The organism is Terriglobia bacterium, assembly GCA_020072645.1.
Classification (GTDB): Bacteria; Acidobacteriota; Terriglobia; order Terriglobales; family Acidobacteriaceae; genus Angelobacter.
In genome coordinates this window covers 148,318-167,634 of record JAIQGK010000002.1, presented here as the reverse complement: position 1 = coordinate 167,634, position 19,317 = coordinate 148,318, and the positions used below count along the sequence as shown (strand labels likewise).

General features: G+C 52.8%; 19 protein-coding genes and 1 tRNA gene. 15 read left to right on the top strand and 5 right to left on the bottom strand.

The annotated features are described in order from the left end of the window. Nucleotides 1-370 precede the first annotated feature (370 nt). The 9 genes from LAO76_02850 (at nucleotide 371) to LAO76_02810 (ending at nucleotide 10,122) form a co-directional block, all read left to right on the top strand. Nucleotides 371-1,291 carry an ssDNA-binding domain-containing protein gene (locus LAO76_02850; GenBank protein ID MBZ5489851.1) on the top strand — a complete coding sequence of 307 codons (921 nt, stop codon included), beginning with the start codon at nucleotides 371-373 and terminating at the stop codon, nucleotides 1,289-1,291. Continuing rightward, nucleotides 1,291-2,118, top strand: a complete 828-nt coding sequence (locus LAO76_02845) for a hypothetical protein (protein MBZ5489850.1) — start codon at nucleotides 1,291-1,293, stop codon at nucleotides 2,116-2,118. Before LAO76_02850 ends, LAO76_02845 begins: the two co-directional genes overlap by 1 nt. 851 nt (nucleotides 2,119-2,969) lie before the next feature. Then, the gene (locus LAO76_02840) at nucleotides 2,970-3,851 is read left to right on the top strand and encodes a site-specific integrase (protein ID MBZ5489849.1); all 882 of its coding nucleotides are present in this window, start codon (nucleotides 2,970-2,972) and stop codon (nucleotides 3,849-3,851) included. A 12-nt stretch (nucleotides 3,852-3,863) separates the two neighbouring features. After that, nucleotides 3,864-5,069, top strand: a complete 1,206-nt coding sequence (locus tag LAO76_02835; GenBank protein MBZ5489848.1) for an IS91 family transposase — start codon at nucleotides 3,864-3,866, stop codon at nucleotides 5,067-5,069. A gap of 561 nt (nucleotides 5,070-5,630) precedes the next feature. Beyond that, nucleotides 5,631-6,785, top strand: coding sequence for a site-specific integrase (locus tag LAO76_02830; GenBank protein ID MBZ5489847.1), 1,155 nt, complete (start codon nucleotides 5,631-5,633; stop codon nucleotides 6,783-6,785). After that, on the top strand, nucleotides 6,782-8,161 hold the full coding sequence (locus LAO76_02825) for a tyrosine-type recombinase/integrase (GenBank protein MBZ5489846.1): 1,380 nt from the start codon (nucleotides 6,782-6,784) through the stop codon (nucleotides 8,159-8,161). Before LAO76_02830 ends, LAO76_02825 begins: the two co-directional genes overlap by 4 nt. 11 nt (nucleotides 8,162-8,172) lie before the next feature. Then, a complete protein-coding gene (locus LAO76_02820) occupies nucleotides 8,173-9,159 on the top strand; it encodes a site-specific integrase (protein ID MBZ5489845.1) in 987 nt (328 codons plus the stop codon). Between the two features lie 259 nt (nucleotides 9,160-9,418). Further along, nucleotides 9,419-9,730, top strand: coding sequence for a hypothetical protein (locus LAO76_02815; GenBank protein MBZ5489844.1), 312 nt, complete (start codon nucleotides 9,419-9,421; stop codon nucleotides 9,728-9,730). Between the two features lie 128 nt (nucleotides 9,731-9,858). After that, the gene (locus tag LAO76_02810) at nucleotides 9,859-10,122 is read left to right on the top strand and encodes a hypothetical protein (protein MBZ5489843.1); all 264 of its coding nucleotides are present in this window, start codon (nucleotides 9,859-9,861) and stop codon (nucleotides 10,120-10,122) included. Between the two features lie 1,208 nt (nucleotides 10,123-11,330). Here LAO76_02810 and LAO76_02805 read toward each other — a convergent pair. Next, nucleotides 11,331-11,423 (bottom strand) — tRNA-Pro (locus LAO76_02805). A 312-nt stretch (nucleotides 11,424-11,735) separates the two neighbouring features. Here LAO76_02805 and LAO76_02800 point away from each other — a divergent pair. The 3 genes from LAO76_02800 to LAO76_02790 are packed head-to-tail and all read left to right on the top strand — an operon-like array spanning nucleotide 11,736 to nucleotide 13,275. Then, complete coding sequence (locus LAO76_02800; GenBank protein MBZ5489842.1) at nucleotides 11,736-12,701, top strand: IS1595 family transposase; 966 nt, start codon at nucleotides 11,736-11,738, stop codon at nucleotides 12,699-12,701. Continuing rightward, the gene (locus LAO76_02795; GenBank protein MBZ5489841.1) at nucleotides 12,698-13,090 is read left to right on the top strand and encodes a hypothetical protein; all 393 of its coding nucleotides are present in this window, start codon (nucleotides 12,698-12,700) and stop codon (nucleotides 13,088-13,090) included. The genes LAO76_02800 and LAO76_02795 overlap by 4 nt, the downstream gene beginning before the upstream one ends. Before the next feature lie 23 nt (nucleotides 13,091-13,113). Next, nucleotides 13,114-13,275, top strand: a complete 162-nt coding sequence (locus LAO76_02790) for a hypothetical protein (GenBank protein MBZ5489840.1) — start codon at nucleotides 13,114-13,116, stop codon at nucleotides 13,273-13,275. Between the two features lie 89 nt (nucleotides 13,276-13,364). Here the strand turns inward: LAO76_02790 and LAO76_02785 are convergent, their stop codons facing one another. The 3 genes from LAO76_02785 to LAO76_02775 form a co-directional block, all read right to left on the bottom strand. Continuing rightward, nucleotides 13,365-13,586, bottom strand: coding sequence for a hypothetical protein (locus LAO76_02785; GenBank protein MBZ5489839.1), 222 nt, complete (start codon nucleotides 13,584-13,586; stop codon nucleotides 13,365-13,367). Nucleotides 13,587-13,672: 86 nt separating this feature from the next. Further along, complete coding sequence (locus LAO76_02780) at nucleotides 13,673-13,873, bottom strand: hypothetical protein (protein MBZ5489838.1); 201 nt, start codon at nucleotides 13,871-13,873, stop codon at nucleotides 13,673-13,675. Nucleotides 13,874-13,950: 77 nt separating this feature from the next. After that, a complete protein-coding gene (locus LAO76_02775) occupies nucleotides 13,951-15,366 on the bottom strand; it encodes a recombinase family protein (protein MBZ5489837.1) in 1,416 nt (471 codons plus the stop codon). A gap of 253 nt (nucleotides 15,367-15,619) precedes the next feature. Here LAO76_02775 and LAO76_02770 point away from each other — a divergent pair, with 253 nt between their 5' ends. The 3 genes from LAO76_02770 to LAO76_02760 all read left to right on the top strand — a co-directional run bounded on the left by LAO76_02770 (nucleotide 15,620) and on the right by LAO76_02760 (nucleotide 17,625). Continuing rightward, nucleotides 15,620-16,225, top strand: a complete 606-nt coding sequence (locus LAO76_02770; protein MBZ5489836.1) for a DUF433 domain-containing protein — start codon at nucleotides 15,620-15,622, stop codon at nucleotides 16,223-16,225. Nucleotides 16,226-16,231: 6 nt separating this feature from the next. After that, complete coding sequence (locus tag LAO76_02765; protein MBZ5489835.1) at nucleotides 16,232-16,627, top strand: DUF5615 family PIN-like protein; 396 nt, start codon at nucleotides 16,232-16,234, stop codon at nucleotides 16,625-16,627. A 620-nt stretch (nucleotides 16,628-17,247) separates the two neighbouring features. Further along, on the top strand, nucleotides 17,248-17,625 hold the full coding sequence (locus LAO76_02760) for a single-stranded DNA-binding protein (GenBank protein MBZ5489834.1): 378 nt from the start codon (nucleotides 17,248-17,250) through the stop codon (nucleotides 17,623-17,625). Between the two features lie 159 nt (nucleotides 17,626-17,784). Here the strand turns inward: LAO76_02760 and LAO76_02755 are convergent, their stop codons facing one another. After that, a complete protein-coding gene (locus LAO76_02755; GenBank protein ID MBZ5489833.1) occupies nucleotides 17,785-19,269 on the bottom strand; it encodes a restriction endonuclease in 1,485 nt (494 codons plus the stop codon). Nucleotides 19,270-19,317 lie beyond the last annotated feature (48 nt).

The following is a 19,317-nucleotide window of genomic DNA, read 5'->3' as shown; positions in this document are numbered from 1 at the left end:
TTCCGGGTCCCTGCCCAAACACCTCATCCACTTACTAGCTGCGTGCATCCGCGATCCGGCCAGTAAAAAACCGGCTCGCTCAAAACCCCAATTCTAGGTAACAGCGGAGCTGATCTTCTGGCACTCCACATCCGTTTCATGGCGAAGTCTGGAGCTACGTTCGGCTCCTTCTGTCAATCCCGCTTGTGCAGCTCCGTGCGGCGCACAAACCAGAACCGCGCCGTACTCGCTTCCGCGCCCGTTCCGGCTGCGCTGCGCTTCGGAGATTGACAGCGCCTCCCTCCGCTCACCCTCGCCCTCTATGAAACGAATGTGCTCCTCTCGCCTAAAAGGCGGAGAACCAAAAAAAACAAAAGAGGAGAACTAAAAAATGCTTAACACAATCCAGAACAATCAAATTACAACCAGTTGGCAACTTGCCCAAGCCAGCGTTAACAGCTTGGCTGAGGCGATCCAGTCAGGGCGCAGCGAGGCTCTTTTCACCTATCTGCAAACGATGGCGAAGTTTCCCACCTACAGCGCCCGCAACGTCCTGCTAATCGCGGCACAGCGACCCACGGCAACACACCTTGAGGGAATGCGTAGCTGGAATGATCTAGGCAGGAGCGTCCGCCCCGGTGAAAAGGGAATCCGTATCTTTGCCCCGATGCTTGGAGTCAAACCCGCCATCCAGAACGGGAGCCAGGCCGAGGAGAACAGCAAGAAAGCTGTGAGAGCGAAGAAAACCGCCGCCACACCGCCAAAGGAAACAACGCAACAGTCCGAAACTCAGCTTTTGGGTTTTCGTGGAGTGTACGTTTTCGACGTTTCGCAGACCGGAGGAGAACCACTGCCGGATTCTCGCCAGCCCGTTGATGTGGCTGAGAAACTGGAAAAACTCAGCGCCTTTGCTCATGCGCAAGGCATGACCATTGAATATGCGGATTGGATCAGACCAAGTAAGGGCAGCTCTTACCGGGGGAAAATTCGCCTGTTGCCCGATATGCCCCCGGCTGAAGGGCTCCCGGTTTTGTTGCGGGAAGTAGCCAGCCAGCTGCTTTACACGATCAGGCGCCGGACGTTCGTAACCCGCGCCCTGCATCAGCAGGAAGCCACCGCCGCCGCTTTCGTGGTTTGCGAGGCTCTTGGACTCGAAAGCAAGACCGATTTTTCCGACTGCCAACTCTTCTACGGGGATTCCCGATTGTTGGCTGAGAGCCTTGCCGTTGTCCATCGTACAGCCGCCGCCATTCTTGGAGCCATCAGCCCTGAGATTGCAGCGCCCGCCGATGCTGCGCAGGGGGTGAACTAATGAGCGCCGCGTTACCATTCCTGCCGCCTGTACTGGCAACCGTTGATGAGATGCTGACCACAAAGAAAATTCCCGCGCTTAGCGGGGATGAAATGGAAGCTATGTGCAATCATCTCTTTGCCCTTCGCGACCGCGACCAGCGGATTACGATTGCTGAAGTCGCATACCTCAACCACGACGACCCGCAAGCATTGAATATCTTTCTTGCCTGCGCCTTACCCATGGCCCAAGGAATGGCGGAACGCAAGGCAGAGCGGGTATTTACGCACCCGACGGACTGGCAACTTGAGGCCATGTACAACGGAGCAGTTTCAAATCTCTTGAACATGTTTGAAGTTCACCGCACGATCCAGGCTTTCGTTCCGAATGCGTTCCGGCGTTATCTCATGATGACCATCGTTCATGGCGCAATGAATCCGTTTCGTGTGCGTGACGAGCATTGGTATATCCAAGGTGTCGAAGATGTTACCAAGTTTGACCGCATTCGAGGCCGTTACCGAAATCCCGCTGAACGGGAACTCATTACCCGCGATCTGCTGGAGCAGGTAACCACCTTCCCGCACCTCATGGAGGAACAGGCCCGCGTGCTCAAAACCATTGCTGCTCTGGGGCCAGAAAAGGCCTTGAGGCACACGAATCACTACCAGCAAGGGGGCGACAAAGCACACCACAAGCACATTCGGAGAAGGCGATCCATTCTCGATCTGGCCGGCATCGCTGAAGCCATGGGTGTAAACAAAGTCAAAGTGAAAAACCTTTTGAAGGACACTCGACGAATCTTGCGCGATAGTTTCAACCGTGATGGCTGTTTGTTTGCAAGCGAGTAAATCATTCTCTGGGGTGCGTGTCAGAGCGTACCCCCTTTTTATTTTGCAAAAAAATTGCAGCTTGCGCCGCAAGCTGCAATTTTTTTGCTCCTACAAATCTTAACCAAATAAAGGCATTCTGACCTTGTTGCATAAGGCCCGGATCATCTCAACTGTCCACCGACGCAACGTGCCGCTAATCTGGGACCTACCTCACAACCCTTCAAGCTTGAATCGCGCCGTGCTGCCATGAGTTTTAGTTGATTGTTTGCCCTGCCTCTTGCCACTTCGTCCGCTTGGGTGGACGCCTCAAACTGCCGAGGCTCGGACGGTCGCGCCAGCAGCGCCGGTATCGCGCCAAAACATACCCCAAAACCGTTTGGTCACGCACCGCGCTTTCCGGCGTGCCCTGCCACCCTTCTTCGGACTCCGTTCACTCCTGTCCGCTTCGTGTCTGTTTTGTTCCCGCTTCCGCGGCCCTGGTGAAGAACAAAACAGCCATTAGGCGGAACAGGAGAATAAAAGATGTTAGGCAGCGCAATCAAAACCAATCGCACACTCTACGCTCAGCAACACATTCGCCGGATGCGCGGAGGATCTCAGGCCCACCTGATGCAGGCGTCCGATGGCGGATATTGGATTGTAAAATTTCAGAATTTATGTGGAGCTCCACATTAGTTGGATTGGACTAAACCGCTGCGCGGTATGGGTGGTGCCAGGCGACTTGTGCGGTCTCCAGATTTTGGGGGACAGGGGCTTGCCTGTCGATCCTGAGTTTTGTCTTCTTTGGTGTCTTCTCGCGTGAGTTCCTTTGCGAAAAGATGAGATGGCTGCTCATGGCGGCAATCTTGTTTCGCAAAAGGAGCTTTTCGATGACATCTCTTCGGCAACGCATGATCGAGGACATGCAGATTCGCAATTTGGCTGTCAACACCCAGGATTCCTACATTCAACAGGTCTCACTATTTGCACGCCACTTTGGCAAGTCGCCAGAACTTTTGGGACCCGACCAGATTCGTACGTATCAGGTGTACTTGACGACGGAAAGGAATCTGGCACCAGGTTCAATCACTATCGCTGTCGCGGCACTACGTTTCCTCTATAAGGTCACCCTGAAGAAGACATGGTCCTTGCAGGACATCATCCCGGCCCCGAAAAAACCCCAGACGCTCCCCAACGTTCTCAGCCCCGAAGAGGTCATTCAGTTCCTCGACGCCGTCGCAAGCAGAAAGCATCGTGCCATCTTGACGACATGTTACGGAGCCGGCTTACGCATCTCTGAGGCTGTTGCTCTCCAGCCTCCCGCAATCGACAGCAGGCGCATGGTTCTGCGTGTCGAACAAGGCAAGGGCAAGAAGGATCGGTACGTGATGCTGTCGCCAAAACTCCTGGAGGTGTTGCGCGATTGGTGGCGAGTGGAACGGCCACGGCACTGGCTCTTCCCAGGTGACATGCCCGGTCAGCACATCACCCGGTCCGCCGTTGGACAAGCATGCGAACAGGCCCACGGCATTTGTAAGATTTCCAAACCGATCACCCCGCACTCGCTGCGGCACGCCTTCGCCGTGCACCTGTTAGAACAAGGTACTGACATCCGCACCATTCAACTGCTACTCGGGCATCGCAGTCTGTCTACGACCGCAAAATATCTCAAAATCGCGACCAGCAAAGTGTGCTCGACATCGAGCCCGCTCGATCTGCTACCTCGTCCTGTTTCCATGGAGGTCAAGCCCGCCCCGCCGCGGCATTTCTAATCGCTAGCCCGGATGGATCGCCCCAAACTGGAAGTGGCGGATGTCTTTCGCCGCTATGGTGAATCCTATCGTTGGCAGCATGGTGCGTCGCTCTCCACTGCACAGCGGCGTGTCATGACCGCAGTCGAGGTGTGTCGAACTGCAACTCTCGGCGGCCATCTCGAACGATGTGACTCATGTCATCACGAACGCCCCAGCTACAACAGCTGCCGCAATCGGCACTGCCCGAAATGCCAATCGCTCGCCCGCGCCCAGTGGGTCGAAAAACGAAAAGCCGAAGTTCTGGACTGCGCGTACTTTCACGTTGTCTTCACTCTTCCCGAAGACATCGCCGCAATCGCTTATCAGAATAAGGATTTGGTGTACAGCATCCTGTTCCGAACCACTGCGGAAACCTTGACGATCATCGCCGCCGATCCGAAACACTTGGGCGCCGAGATCGGCTTCTTCGCCGTGCTCCACACATGGGGACAGAATCTGCTCCATCATCCCCATCTCCACTGTGTTATCCCAGGTGGTGGCATCTCGCCCGACGGTACCCGCTGGATTCCTTGCCGGCCCGGTTTCTTCCTGCCGGTAAGAGTACTGTCCCGTTTGTTCCGCCGACTGTTCTTGAAGTACCTGCAGGAAGCGTTCGACCGCCGCAAGCTGCAGTTCTTTGCTTCACTGGAAGAATTACGAGATCCACAAGTCTTTGCTCGTTACCTCGGTGAGGCGCGGAAAACGGAATGGGTTGTTTACGCCAAGCCGCCGTTCGGTGGCCCTCAACAAGTGGTCGACTACGTCGGCCGTTACACTCACCGTGTCGCCATCTCCAATCATAGGCTCATGGATATCGACGATGGTCACGTGACATTCAGGTGGCGTGACTATCGCTGCGACAACCAGCAGAAAACCATGACCCTGGCAGCGGAGGAATTCATCCGGCGGTTTCTGCTTCATGTTCTACCTGTTGGCTTCCATCGCATCCGCTACTACGGGCTCCTTGGCAACCGGTACCGCAAAGAGAAATTGGCGCATGGCCGCCGGCTTCTCAATATGGTTCCTCCCCGTCAGGATTCTTCCGAACCCACAGTAACCGAAGACTATCGTGATCGATACGAACGTCTCACCGGACACTCCCTGCGGGAATGTCCGGTTTGCCATCGAGGCCAGATGATCAGAGTCGCGGAATTGCCAAAGGTTCGTGGATCGCCAATCGTCCAGGACACATCATGATCCATCCGTTTACGATTTCAACTCGAACCGTCCATCAACTCGAAACCTTCGAGGCGAAGGAGCAGTGTTGCTTCACGGCAACTGTCATGGGTTCTGATCAGGACGGCACCAAGCAGTCATCGTCCCAGTGGGCGTGCCGAACCAGACATTCACATGCCGCCAACTTGTTTTTCGGTCCTCAATACCAATTTTTCTCCCGGTGGCCACATCCAACCATCCTTCAAAACCCATAGCGCGTGCATCCTTCATCGGTTTAGCCCAATACATTTTTAGCTCACCGGCACGGCCCGCTGAGTTTCTCTTCTGTTCACGGCCTCGCCATGGGCCGTGCCGCCAAGCTAAAAATACTCTGCATTATGGTAAGGACGCCGTTATGGAAAGGAAAACCCCGGCAGGCTAGAAATGCGGGCATGGGGCTCCAATCTCCTTCGCATAATTTGGGCCGTGCGAAGCTGACATGTCACCCAGGAGGTGCACATGTCACTTCGAAACTTGAGTCACGGCGAGTGGCTCGCGCAATTCAACGCTCACCTAACAAACGAACGGTTTGCCAGCGGAACGATGAAGTACTACGTCCCGCGTGTCAGCGAGTTCCTGGCCTTTCTTCAGAAGCGGCACATCGAACTGGATTCCGTGCGGCCCACGCATGTCGATAGATATTTGCAACTCGTGCTGCGAAGATTGCGGCACCGGTATAGGCGTTTGCCCTTTAACTGGCGAGCCGGTTATACCAACCCGATTGGTAAATTCCTGAAGTTCGCTCACGGTCAATGGCCACCAAATCCAAAACTGCTTAGCCGGATCGAGAAGTTTCAGCATCAGCTCTGCGAACAATATGTCCGTTGGATGATTGACGTTCGTGGATTAGCTCCTGCGACTATCTCTGACCGGCGCAAGGAGGCGTGCCGTTTTCTCACCTGGTTGCGCACCAACCGCTTAGGTTTAGCTGCCCTCAAAGTGAACCATGTGGACAGATACCTGAAGGAAAGAGCGCATGGGTGGCGTCGGTCATCCATCAAAGCAGCGACGGACTGGCTACGGATTTTTCTCCGCTGGCTGCACTCGATCAGCCAAACAAATCGTGATCTCTCCACGGCAGTCATCGGACCTTCAATGTACGCTTTTGCAAGTATTCCATCAGCACTGCGATTTGAGGATACGAAAAGGATCCTTGCTGCTGCGCGGCAAGATGCTACAGCAAAAGGCATCCGAGACCACGCGATTCTGATGCTGCTTTCTCAGTACGGTATGCGCGCCGGCGAGATCGTGGCTCTCCGCCTGGATGATATCGATTGGCGCAAGGAGGTCATTCGCCTACATCACGCTAAGACAGGAGCTACTTCATACCTCCCGCTAATGCCCGAGGTGGGAAACGCGATTCTCAAGTATCTGCAGAAAGCCCGACCGAAGACTTCCTTTCGGCAGATCTTCATTCGAACCCGTGCTCCTTATCGACCGTTTCCAACAGGGGCTGGCCTCTACAACATTGTTCGCAAACGGCTGGACACTGCTGGCGTTGTCACTTCGGGGAGGCGTGGGCCCCATGCTTTTCGCCACACACGAGCGGTCAGCATGCTCCGTGCGAGAGTTCCATTGAAAGAGATAGGCGATGTGTTGGGCCATCGCTCCGTTACCTCAACGATGATTTACCTGAAGCTGGCCGTGGACGATTTGCGCGCAATCGCCTTGGAGATTCCGACGGAGGTGAGGGCATGAAAGAAACCTGGCCCTGGCGTGCAGCCACACCTCGCGACTACGTACAACAGTTGAACCTACGCCATCCCCTTTCCCCTCACGTCTATCGCACCATTCTCAACGAGTTCTATCGTTTCGTGACCAAGAGAGTGAAAAATACTCGGCTCACGGAGAAGGTGCTACGGGAATGGCTCAAGGCCAGATTCAGTGTATGGCCTTTTCACCTGGTCGCTCATCGCGCTCGTCTGGTCGATCGTTATCTCGACTGGGCCGTACAGAACGGTGGGCCGCCGGAAAATCCGCTGGCCACATTGAGAAAAAAGTATGGTCAGCGGGCGACAACACCCGTAGTGCGGGCACTGTTGAGTCCTGATCCCGCAGCATCTCTTGAGGCCTTGCGGCCAGCACCACGATTCGGGAGCTTTCTCGGTTGCCTCATGCGTGAGCACCTGGCCCTGATGAGGGCGATGGGGTATCGCTACGACGTGCAGGAGAGAGACATGCTGCGGTTGGACCGATTTCTTCAAAGCCGGAATGATCTTGCTGCACAGCCCTTGTCCGTGATGATCCGCGAATGGACGAAGGCAAACCCCAATCCAGAGCATGCGTTCCACTGCCTAAAAATCGGCAGAGTACTTTCCAAAGCGCTTTTGCGAATCGACCCGAACAGTAAAGTCATTTCCTGGGATCGATGGATCGAGCGCAGGGCCAAGCAACGCTACCGGCGGCCATACATCCTCAGCGAATCGGAGCTCCATCGCATCCTGGAGGCGGCCCGTACCTTTCCTTCACCACGATGCCCATTACGACCCCTCACGATTTACACCATGCTCGTGCTGGCCTATTGTGCTGGCCTCCGCTTGGGCGAAATCGTGCGTTTGAATCTGGGTCATGTTGACTTAGAAACGGGGACCATCGAGGTTTGTGAAACCAAGTTTTTTAAGACAAGGCGTTTGCCACTTTCTCAAAGCGCGGCCAGGGTACTGCGCTCTTACATCGAGGCTCGCCGGAAAGCCGGAGCACCGATTACTCCATCGGACGGATTGTTCTGGCATTGGCACAACAGGGGAGCCAGTCGGTACTCCTACGTCATGACAGAGAAGATGCTGGTTTGCGTTCTTCGTCACTCTGGTATCAAACCCAAGCAGGGTAAGGCTGGACCACGCATTCACGACCTGCGCCATGCCTTTGTCGTTCATCGTATGTTGGCCTGGTATCGACAAGGCATCAATCCTCAGCCATATTTACCTTATTTAGCCACGTACATGGGACACCGGGACATCAACTCGACGCTTGTGTATCTCACCATTACCCAAGAGTTGCTCCAGCACGCAGGAGAGAAGTATCGCCAGTTGGGTGCGGTCGCGCTGGGCAAGGTCGTAGGAGGTGAGCGGTGAAGCTGCCATCTCTGCACAGCTTGTTGCACGCCTTTTTTCATGGTTGGCTGGTGGAGCAACGCAATGCCTCGCGTCACACCGTGATCTCGTACCGCGATACCTGGCGTTTGTTCCTTCGATATGTGGCCGCAAGCAGACGCCGACCGGTGGCCAGGCTTCGGTTACAAGATCTCACTGCAACTGACGTGCTGGCGTTCTTAAAAGACTGCGAGGAACAGCGTAAGGTGTCCATCGGGACACGAAACTGTAGGCTCGCCGCTCTTCGTGGGTTTTTTGCTTTCCTAATCGACCGCGAACCTTTAGCCGCAGGCCAATGTGCGGAAGTGCTTCGCATTCCAGCAAAACGCTCCTGTCAGCGGGAACTCTGTTATCTGGAAGAGCATGAAGTGGCCGCAATCCTGGCCCAGCCGGATCGATCCACGCTTGAAGGCCAGCGCGACCACGCCTTGCTCGCGTTCCTCTACAACACGGGGGCTCGCATTCAAGAGGCCCTGGATCTCTGTCCAAGTTCGCTGCGTCTGGAATCACCGGCGCAGGTCCGGCTGATAGGAAAAGGCCGCAAAGAACGCGTTTGCCCCTTATGGCCGGAAACGACGGCTTTGCTTCGCGCTCTACTGCAACGTATCCCACGGCAATCCGATCAGAGGATTTTCGTAAACCGTTACGGTGAACCTCTGGGAGCCGCGGGCGTGCGCTTCAAGTTGAAACAGTACATGCAACGCGCACGAAAGAAAGTTTCGTCTCTGATGGCTAAACGGGTTTCGCCACATACTTTCCGGCACACGGCTGCCGTACATCTGGTTGCTGCCGGCGTTGATGTCACGGTGATCCGTAGCTGGCTTGGTCATGCTCACCTGGATACGACCAATCACTACGCACGGGCCACTGTCGAAACCAAACGTAAAGCACTCGAAAGAATAGCTGGCTCATCTCGGCCAGCACATGCGCCTCGTTGGAAACGTGACACTGACCTGATGGCATGGCTTGATTCGCTGTAGATTCTGAGTGCCATTATCGAAAGGTTGGAGCGGCTGAATTCCAGCAATAAAGGGGGTTCAACCGCTCTTCCTTCTCATAACGGCGTCCTTACCATAACCGAGGTGCCTCGTTCTCGACAAATGGACTTGCAACGCCGATGCACGACAAGCTGTCTTCGCCCGTCCATCACAGTCCCGCCGCTACCGCGCCATCTTCATTGACCAGGGATATTGTTTCAATGCCGGCGAGTGGAATTTCCCCGATAGGGATCTCCGGGGTGTGTATTCTCGCAATTGCGTCTATCATCACGTCACCGGTTGGACGGACTTTGAGCCAGCTCTTTCACTCGCCGAGCAGTCAGACCTGGGTGATCTCTGGCAATGTGCTTCGCAGATGCCGCGTGAGTGGTATCAGGGAGACCACGCTGGTCTTTCGCGCCTGATTGAAACCCTGCATAAGCGCCGCTCCATGATCCGTGATCTCATTGCTCGGTTCCGCCAGCATGAACGCAATCCGTTTCCGAACTGGAAGCATACGGCGCAGGTTGCAGTTCCGGCCCTTCCCGCCGAATCCCTGGAATGCCGCGCTTGACGCGGTATTCCATCGCTTACAGATGGGCGTTTCCCTGGATCGTCAGGAAGCCTGACTTGCGGTTAAAAATTCCAAACCGGTAACCAGCACGGGCTATGATGTGCATCTCGACGCTGAGACGAACCAGATTGAGAAAGCAACGAAACATGGGCGTGGGCCATGACGAACTTATGGTGATTATTCCACCCCTGAACGAATCCTGCATTGAGGACCTTGCCTTCTCGATCATGCTGCTGCTTTCTTCTTTCTCTCCGCCCAACGTTTCTTCATGGCCAGGCCGATCTTCCTACGTGCTGCTGCCGACAGGTGCCGTCTCCGGCCATAGGGCTTACCTGATGCTGTCCTACCACGTTTGCCGTCGCTGTTTTGAAGCGCTGCAATCGCACGGTTAAGACGGTCTCGTTCGGTTTCCAATTCCGCGATGATTGATTGTGTGTCCAAGGGCGGGTGAGTCTCCTTATATTCAGAATCGCCACGATTCTACAACAAACTTGCTGGAGTTCTGCGCTGACGGCTCTTTTTCAGTCGAGGCAACGGCTGGATCTTTACCTGCTCGATTAGGTCATGGGCTCGCGTTGTGGCGGCTCGATTTCTTTGAGATAGGCTTTCACGGCATCCCAGAGGCGGAGACCTTGGCCTTCTTCGCTTTCGGCCAGCACGCGAGCGGGATGGCGCGGAAGTTGTGAAGAGGATCACGGCCATCACGTTGCATCTATTCCTTTCGTTGCAAATCCTCCAGCAGGATTTCAAGATCGCGCAGCTCGGGCAGATGATACCTAGTAAGGTATCGCTCCACTCGAAGATTCTTCAACAGCGATTCTGCATAACCTCGGCAAATGGTCAAAGTAAGTAGATCAGCCGAGAATGCCTTAGGAACTGTGCGCAGAATGTGCGCCACTTTCGCATGCCGCGTCCGCTTCCATGCACGCTGGCTCACTGCCCCGTCTCGTGGTTGTGCCTTCATTTCCGCTCACCCCCATCAGCGTCGAATAGACTCGCTAGATGCTCCGGGATCATCGCCAACGACTCTGCCCGCAGAAGGGTGACGAAGTTCTCGTCACGAAACAGACGCCCGAAGATACTTCTGAACCTTGCCAGATGATCTGCCGTCCACGCCACCTGTTGAGGCAGTGCGAGAATTTGGTGTAAGTGCGAGTGGTGTGCGACGAAATTGATGCTGCGTCTTTTTGCGCCCAGGTAGAGTCTGCTCATAGACCTCCGAAATGCAGCGGCAGCGCAGTGAGGTTATCAAGCCGCTGAGATTTTTAACGCGATGAATGTCTAAAAAGGCCACGTTCTTGCTTGCCCTGACTAGGAATTTACCGTTAACTTTTGCCAAGCGCGGCACGACATAGTAATCCAGGATCGGAAGTGTGGCGTTTACGCAACCCACTGATTTTACGTGATGGCGGTATGTGGCGGGAGATCGCGGGAAATGACGGGGTTAAACGTGATTCAGTTGTTTATACAACTGGTTTAGTTGTTGACAAACCCAACAGAAAGTTATCAAATTAATTATGGCGTGAGTAAGAATTGAGTGAAACTTGAGTTGAGACTTAAACCTGAAAGTTCTTTGAAATGTGCAACTTAAAAAGTTTGATGCGGTAGACGGGATTTGCACCCGCACGGAGCCTTCTAAGGGAACCCCACCTGATTCCAAATCAGGCGCGTCTGCTGATTTCGCCACTACCGCATTAAAGAGGCTGGCCGATTAAGACCAGCCCAAAGCAATACAGTTGCTCACCATGGCCTGATTCGCCGTCCGCCAAGACTCAAGCGAATTGGGCCTTTGTGTTATCGCCCTCAATCACGGCAAGCGTGATGGTCAAGGGCTATCCCTAGTAGCATGGAAATTTCCAATCTCGTACGAAAATAGTTTACCACCATCGTGGTTATCATTCCTCTCATTTCTCAAAGCCTTTTACTGAGTGACCAAAGAACATATTTTTTCATCTAACTAATTTTTTACTTGACACAACTTGCGCCAAGTATTATATTGTTAACTATGAAGAAGTCAGAGCGCAGACATCAACTTTCAGGCTCTTATACGGTGGCGGAAATTCCACTGGCTTGCAGTAACGAATTGGCCGCTGTTGAATTTCTGGAAAAGCAACGCTGGGGCAATGGTCCTGCCTGCGTTCACTGTGGAAGCGTGAATGTATACAAAATGATTGACGCGAAAACAGGCGAACGAAGCACACGGTATCTCTGGCGTTGTCGCGATTGCAAGCAGCAGTACACCGTCCGCATCGGCACAGTGTACGAGGAATCAAGGATTGAATTGCGCCACTGGTGCTATGCGTTCTGGAGAGCGTCAACGTCCAAGAAAGGCGTATCTGCTCTGGAAATCAAACGGCAATGCCAGATTAGCTACAAGTCAGCATTGTTCCTAATGAATCGTATTCGGTTTGCCATGGCACCAGACGGAGACAGCCCCAAATTGACTGGCCTTGTTGAATGTGACGAAACTTACATTGGCCCTCGTAAGCCGCGCTACAAGGGCACCAGCAAGCGCGGACGGGGCACCAGTAAGACTCCGGTGTTCTGTGCCGTGGAACGAGATGGCCAGCTTCGCCGTCGCATAGTTGCGGACGTGACCACTGAAACAATCGAAAACGCAATCCGCGAGGAAATCGACCGGAGCGCACATCTTTTGACAGATGAGTTTTCAGCTTACAGGCGCATCGGGCCAGAGTATGCGGGTCACAGCACCGTTTGCCATGCAACCAAAGAGTATGCCCGTGGAATCGCTCACACGAATACAGCAGAAAGCAGCCATGCTCTAGTGAAGCGGGGAATCATCGGCATTTACCACAATGTAAGCCGCGAGTATTTGCATCGCTATCTCTGGCAGTATGATTTTCTGTGGAACAATCGGAAGATGAATGACGGAGAGCGCACCGTGTTAGCGATACAATCAGCAGAGGGAAAGCGTTTGATGTATCGCAATCCCAAAGGCGGTATCCAATGACAGATTGGGTTACCGAACGTTCTCAGTGTTCTCCCGCTAATTCCTTTGAACGGTTAAAAGCGGAAATCAAGGACGACATTAAAGCGAGAACTGTGCTAATTAAATCGGGAGATTACAAACTTTCGTTTTCAGAGGAAAACAAAAATCGTTTGATCGTTACCCTCGAAGGCATATTGCCTGGAAAAGTTCCACCAGTATCCATTAATGAATCTGTCTGGATAGAACTTAGTGGGAAAGTTATCATTGTGAGAAATTTAGAGGAAGAACTAAAAGCAACTCTGACACTCAATGAAGAGGGGAAATGCAGGTTAAAGATTAAGGGAATCGAGCATGATTTCTGGCGGGTTCGGCAAATGCTGTTAGAGGATTTATTTTTTAATATCGTGTAAAGCGGAATCTTGGGCCATAACTAATGAATAAAAATAAAAAATCGAAATCGGTAGCAATGGACAGCAAGCCAAAAGAAAAGTCTGGCCCTAAACCAGACGTGTTGAAGATCAAAGGCGACTGGAAAGAAAATATCAAAAAATCTCTCACCAAAAAGAAACCGCCTGAAGGCTGGCCGAAAGATTAGAAAATTACTCGCATAGGCAAAGCCTATTGCCATGCCATCTATAATATGAAGCATGGAAATAATTCATTCATCGCTACGCGAAATTGATTTCATTTGGACTGACGAAGGTTTTCAAGTGAAGACCGAATGCTGGAAATTATTTTTTCTGCATAATCGGCAGGAATCGCCAGCATAAAAGAATCGGATTTGCTTGCAGTAACGTCTTCTGGCGTAAGTGCGACAGATAATTGCAGCACAACGCTGTTGATGTCTTTCGAGGCAGCTCCTCTGTGTCCAATAAGAAACACCATTTGTCCTGTCTTGATTTGCATTATTTTGCTCACTTTCTTCTAAAACAGATTAGCAGCAATAATAAACCCGCCATCTCTGGCGGGTCGGTAAGGGTTAATTTTCTAGTTCAGAATTTGAAGATGGACTTCAATTCCGCTTCAATCTCGCGTGATCGTTTTCTCAGTCCCTCCAGATATTGCGGAGTAAAGACTTCGTTTTTGGATAATTGCTCCAGCTTGAGAACAACGGACTGGAGAGAACTGTTTAGAAGGGTGAGCATCCGGTGGATGCTGCTACGTTCTTGGCTGGTAAAATCGGCAATAGCCATGATTCGCCTTTCAAGGAAGGTGGATTTTGGTCAGGGGCGTGTTCGGTGTCGAAAGCACTGAGCACGCCCGATTCTGCTTATAGCGTCACTGGCGAAAGGAATGCAATGGTAAAATGAGGGAGAAATCGCCCTTGCGTAAAAGACATACTTCCGTCCAGGATTGAGTACTCTCTGGGTTCCACGCGGGCGAGAATCAGGACATCAACATCGGGAAGCATTGTAATTGGGAGCCACCAGGCAGGATGCCCCTCTCGCCACGTTAGCCCCACTGTGACCTTCACTTGTGCAGTGAGCATTCCGTTTATCGATAGAACTCCCGGTGCGCGGGTGCGTTCTGCCGTCCCACCAACTGCGCGTACACGGTAAGAAATCTCTTCACATAGGTTGTCCCGTGCAGTATTGGCGATGGGCCTGACTCTTGCATATGTGACGTCCCGGTGTGAATACCCAATCAAATCGTAGGCATGGCTGAGAGAGCCAAAGTGCCTCGTAAACGTCCAGGTTGTTGGAACACCCTTGGTGCGGTTTACTAGTGTCGAATTCAGGGTGCCTTTTCGTTTCCACAGACGCTTCAATGATTCCAGCATGTCCGCATTTTCGAGTCGTCGTTTCCGCGCAGCAATCAGCTCCTGAGCTCGCGCAAATTGCTTAGCAGAGATTATCGCGGGGAAAGCACCGTCATGAACGATCCACTTATCGGATGGTGTCAGCGTCCGTTTTTGCCCCTTCTTGCAGTCGAACTTACCAAAAGCTGACGATCCCTTATATACGGGGTTGCGCAGCAAGCACCGCAAAGCGCACCAGCCCCAGGGGCGGCCCCGGCGCCAAAGCCCACGTTGATTGAGGTACTTTTGAATGGCCCCTTGGCACATTCCTTTTTCAGTAAACAGATTAAAGATCAACCGGACTAAATCAACTTCTTTCTTCCGACCGGGCTTCAACACTACACGATCTGTCTGAATGCTCTTACGCTCGCCCGATTTGAGTATTCGCTTTGGTTTGCCATTTCTGTCAACAAGCTGTCTCACCATGCCAAAAGGAGGAAGTCCGCCGAGCCATACACCCGTGGAAGCCAGTCGGCACTGTCCCGCGAACACCTTGGCCGATAACTCGCGGCTGAATTCTCCGGCCATCGTGCGCTTGAGCGCCTTAAGAAGATTGGACGTCGTGCTGTTGTCATTCTCGAATTGTTCGGCGCAATAGCGGATTTCAATTCCAGCTCGTTTGCAGATGTATTCGTAATGTGCAGCTTCATCCGCATCGGGGAACCGGCCCCATCGGCTGATGTCATAAACGAGAATCACATCGAAGTCGGAGGCTCCAGCCTGAACCACCCGGAGCAATTCCTGCAATCCCTTACGCCCTTTAATAGTCGTCCCGCTCTTCCCCTCATCACTGAAAGAGCGCACGATGCCGATGTTATGTGCCGCCGCGTAGAGCGCAATCGCGGCGGATTGATTCTCAATCGAGTACTGCTGGTGTTCCGTGCTCATTCGTAGATATTGTGCGGCGCGAAGGAGTCGGCCGGACGGCGCACTTGAAGAGTGATCGGGCATTCGTTGTGTTGACCACAATCGGACTGAAAGGGTAACACATGGCGCAATCGGACTCAGGCTTACCTGGCGCGAAGGTGGGATTTACCGGCGGGGAAGGCAAATATCGCAGTGTTCTAGGCGATAAAAAACCAAAACTTAAAGCAACAGCTCTCTATTGAAAATCATCCCTACCTAGGGTAGAATTAGTTTTATGGAGACGCTGAATTTATTTACGCCAACCCGTGCGGCAGCAGTGACTGGTTTATCGCTCAAGTCAGTACAGAAGGCGATTGACTTGAACATGGTGCCCGTGCGTCGAGTACGTGTTAAGGGAATCGCAAAACGCTATTTAGCAGACGTTGCACTGTTGTGTCTTCGGTTGGAAGCTGAAGGTTTGCACCAACTTTCGATTCAAGCCAGAAAGGATATTTTCAGAGCTGTCACACGCTCTCCACGGGAACCACAGGTGCGTTTTGGGGGCGTGTGTTGGGTGGATATCCCGGCTGCTCGGAAGAGGCTTGCGATGGGATTACTCGAACTGAGAAAAGTGGAGCATATGGTTTGGTCAGACAAAGAAATCTTGACGGGAACGCCCGTTTTTAAGGGTACTCGTGTGCCTGTCCATTCAATTGCGGAAATGGTGAATAGTGGGACTCCTATTGCCGAGATTTTGGAAGGATATCCGAGCCTGACAGAAGAGAACGTTAGACTGGCTCCAATCTATGCCAAAGCTCACCCCTTGCGTGGAAGACCTCGAACACCTTGGAAAAAATCAAAGCCTACAAAGCGCCTTCGCAAGCGTTTGAAAGCTGCGTGAAGCAGCATGAAATTTTTGATAGACGAATGCTTACACACGAGTCTGGTGACCGTTGCAAACGATGCTGGTTTTGAGGCACATCATGTTGTACACCTGGGTCTTCAGGGAACGCCAGATCATAAACTTATGGGGCGTATCCGAGACGACGAATCAATATTCGTTACGAACAACGCCCTAGACTTCGTGACGATGTATGCTAACGAGGAAATCCATCCCGGCCTTGTTATCATCCTCAGGAATGTTCCTCCCAACCTACAACGTGCTCTGTTTCAAGCAGCTCTTGAATTCATTGGAGAAGATGAACCTGTGAATTGTGCGATTGAGGTTGACTGGGATGGATCGGAGATCAGCATCGATCAATACTCCCTCAACAAGACCGCGCGGGACTCTCGCGCTGATTGAAACTCTGCATAATCGCTGATCCATAATCCGTGTCTCTGCGCCATTCCTCAGGCTGCTCCAGGGTTCTGTTTGCTCGTGGTCTCCAATAAATTTGCCTGCTCCATGCCTCTATCATTTCCGTCTCCTGTGATTCGCCATAGAAACCGGCACTTGCCGCCTTGGAAGCATTTCTTTCGATTCTGCTGCCGTTTCCTCTGAAGCGACTCGATGCCAAGCGATTCTTTTCGCCAAATAACTCCCTGGCCTGCAATCCGGCAGCAATCACTTGGCGCTTTCGAATCCCGCGTACATCTGCGCCTTCCCAGTTCATGCTCACCAAGACTGGCCTCCCGCGTACTTCTGCTGTGCTCCGCTCTCCGATATGTTTCCGTTGATTCGCCGTTCTCAATTCTCCCGCCAGTACCACTCACGCTTTCCGCCTGCTGATCAGGCTCCCAGACCTCCGGGGAATGCATCCCTCCCGCCAACGATACCCCATGTTGTCAGTCAGTTTGCTTTCTCCCTGCGTCCGTCGCGCTCGCGGTCTTGGCCTCTGCCCTGCGTTCTGCGGTTGTTTTTTTCTGCTAGCGCCAAGATGAAAGAAAAAAATCAATCCTCGAAAGAGGGACGGAGAAATCATCATGAGAACGAGCAAGAATTCAACTCGCAACACATCCACCAAGAGCGCAAACAATCAGCAGCGGAAGTCCTTCAGCAACAATCTGGTGATCCTGACCGGCAATCTGGGCGCAGATGCGGCTTTCTTCGGCGCCAATGACAATGCGGCCTCATTCCGCATGGCCACCAAAAGCAAGTTTGGCGAAAAAGAATACGTCGAATGGCACTCTGTCGTCGCTTTCCGGGAACTGGCGAAGGAAGTAGTTGAGAAATGCACGAAAGGCAGATTCATCAAGGTCTATGGCTACCTGCATCACAGCCAGACTGGGAGCGATGACGCCCCGCAGTTTAAGACCGAAGTCGTTGCGACCGGAATCAAGTACCTGGACCGCAAAAAGTAAAATCCTACGGGGCGCAGCCTCAGCCGGCTACGCCCCTCCATTTTTAGCTCTGCTCAGTAGCATTGGGCCATCACGCCTATCCGGGCCTAATCCTCAGGCCGGCGTGTCGTTTTTCTGGGCAGCGTCTCGGCATTGATCCGCCTAAAAACAGAAATCTGGTTAGGAGTCTTCGTCCTCGGCGTATTCTTTCAGAATTCGATCGCATGCCCGCTCAAATGCTTCTGCGGAATTTGGACGTGGTTTGGTACCTGATGCAATTTCATCCCATTCGCACATGATCTCGAACACTGGCATGTGTCCGGTCCAAATTCCGCTCAGCTCACGAAAAAAATAGTTTTGTACGATTTCGCCCGGTTCATGCCAGTGGGCCAGATCACAGACAAGGAGTTCCGTATCAGCGAGGTACGGCAAAGGCGAATACTTCTGCTTGCCCTCAGGAGGTGCCAAAGGGTCAGTGCCAAAAAATGGATTGTTAATCACGATCCCTGTGACCATTTGCTCTCCATCGAGGTGGATGGCAACGATTTGGGCCACGGCCGTCACGGGAGTCTGGCGGTACTCGCGACGAACCCTATCAGGTTCGAACCCAAGTACTGGCTCTAAGTGGGCGTTTGGATTTTGGGTCGCAGCACAGAGTTGCTGCAGTCCCGTCCCATTGACTGGAATGCCCGGCAGGTGGAGCTCTAGCTCTGCACTGTGCAAGAAAACCGAGTCTCCAACACGTTGACGCGCTGTGAGAGCCAATAACCTCCCATTACACGAGTCAAAATATGCTAGCTCTTCTGAATGGTGATAGTTCGTCATTTCTAGCGCAGCATAACGTTCTTCCCAGGCTTGGATCGCATTTAGAAAATGTGCAATGCCAAATCCGTACCACGCATGTCCGCTTTGGTGAATCGCAAAAGTTCCTTCATCGGAAAGGCCAACGTGTCGGGTGACGGCGGAAAATATGCCGGCGAGTTCTTCTGGTCTTGCAATATCCAAGCGTAACGCGAGACGCACGCAATGACCGCTCAGATTGATTTCGACGTCCGTAAGGAGAAAGCCCACATCGTTGTCTCTCGTACGGCAGTGGAACCAGGGTACCTGTTGGCCGTCGATAAAAAGTTGCTGCTTGGAAATCGGCCATGTAGGGTCAGCAATGGTGACCGCACTGGGTGCATCTGTGAAGAGCACGCATGCATTAATTCGCAGCGCATCGCGTTTTTTGTTGAGCAGCTCCGCAACGTGGACTCGCTGCTGAAAAATCGCATTGATTTCTGCGGCATTAAAAAGGAGGATTTCACGCGTGCGATCCTGCACAATCTGATCAACAGCCTGTTCTGAGTAGTCGGACATGCTGAAAATGCACGCGACCACATCCGTGGGCGTGCGTTGGAGCCGGATGCGGATGTTATCGATGTCGGCGATGCCAATCTTGTCTGTTTGCCATTTTGCTTCGATGATGTAGTCCGTTAAGCCCACGCGTGCAAAGAGATCGGTTTGGCGGGGTGCGGCAATTTTGGGATTGAGTTCGACCTGAAAGCCCTCCAGCCTTAAGCGATGACGAAGGAGCTTTTCAAACCGACGGCCGCGATCAGCGGGATCCGTCGAGTCAAAAAGCTGCTCAAAGCGACGACAAAGTGCTGATGCGGTACTCTCCAAGGGACTCTCCTCCCCAAAAGGCAGCGTATTTACTTACTCAGAAATGAT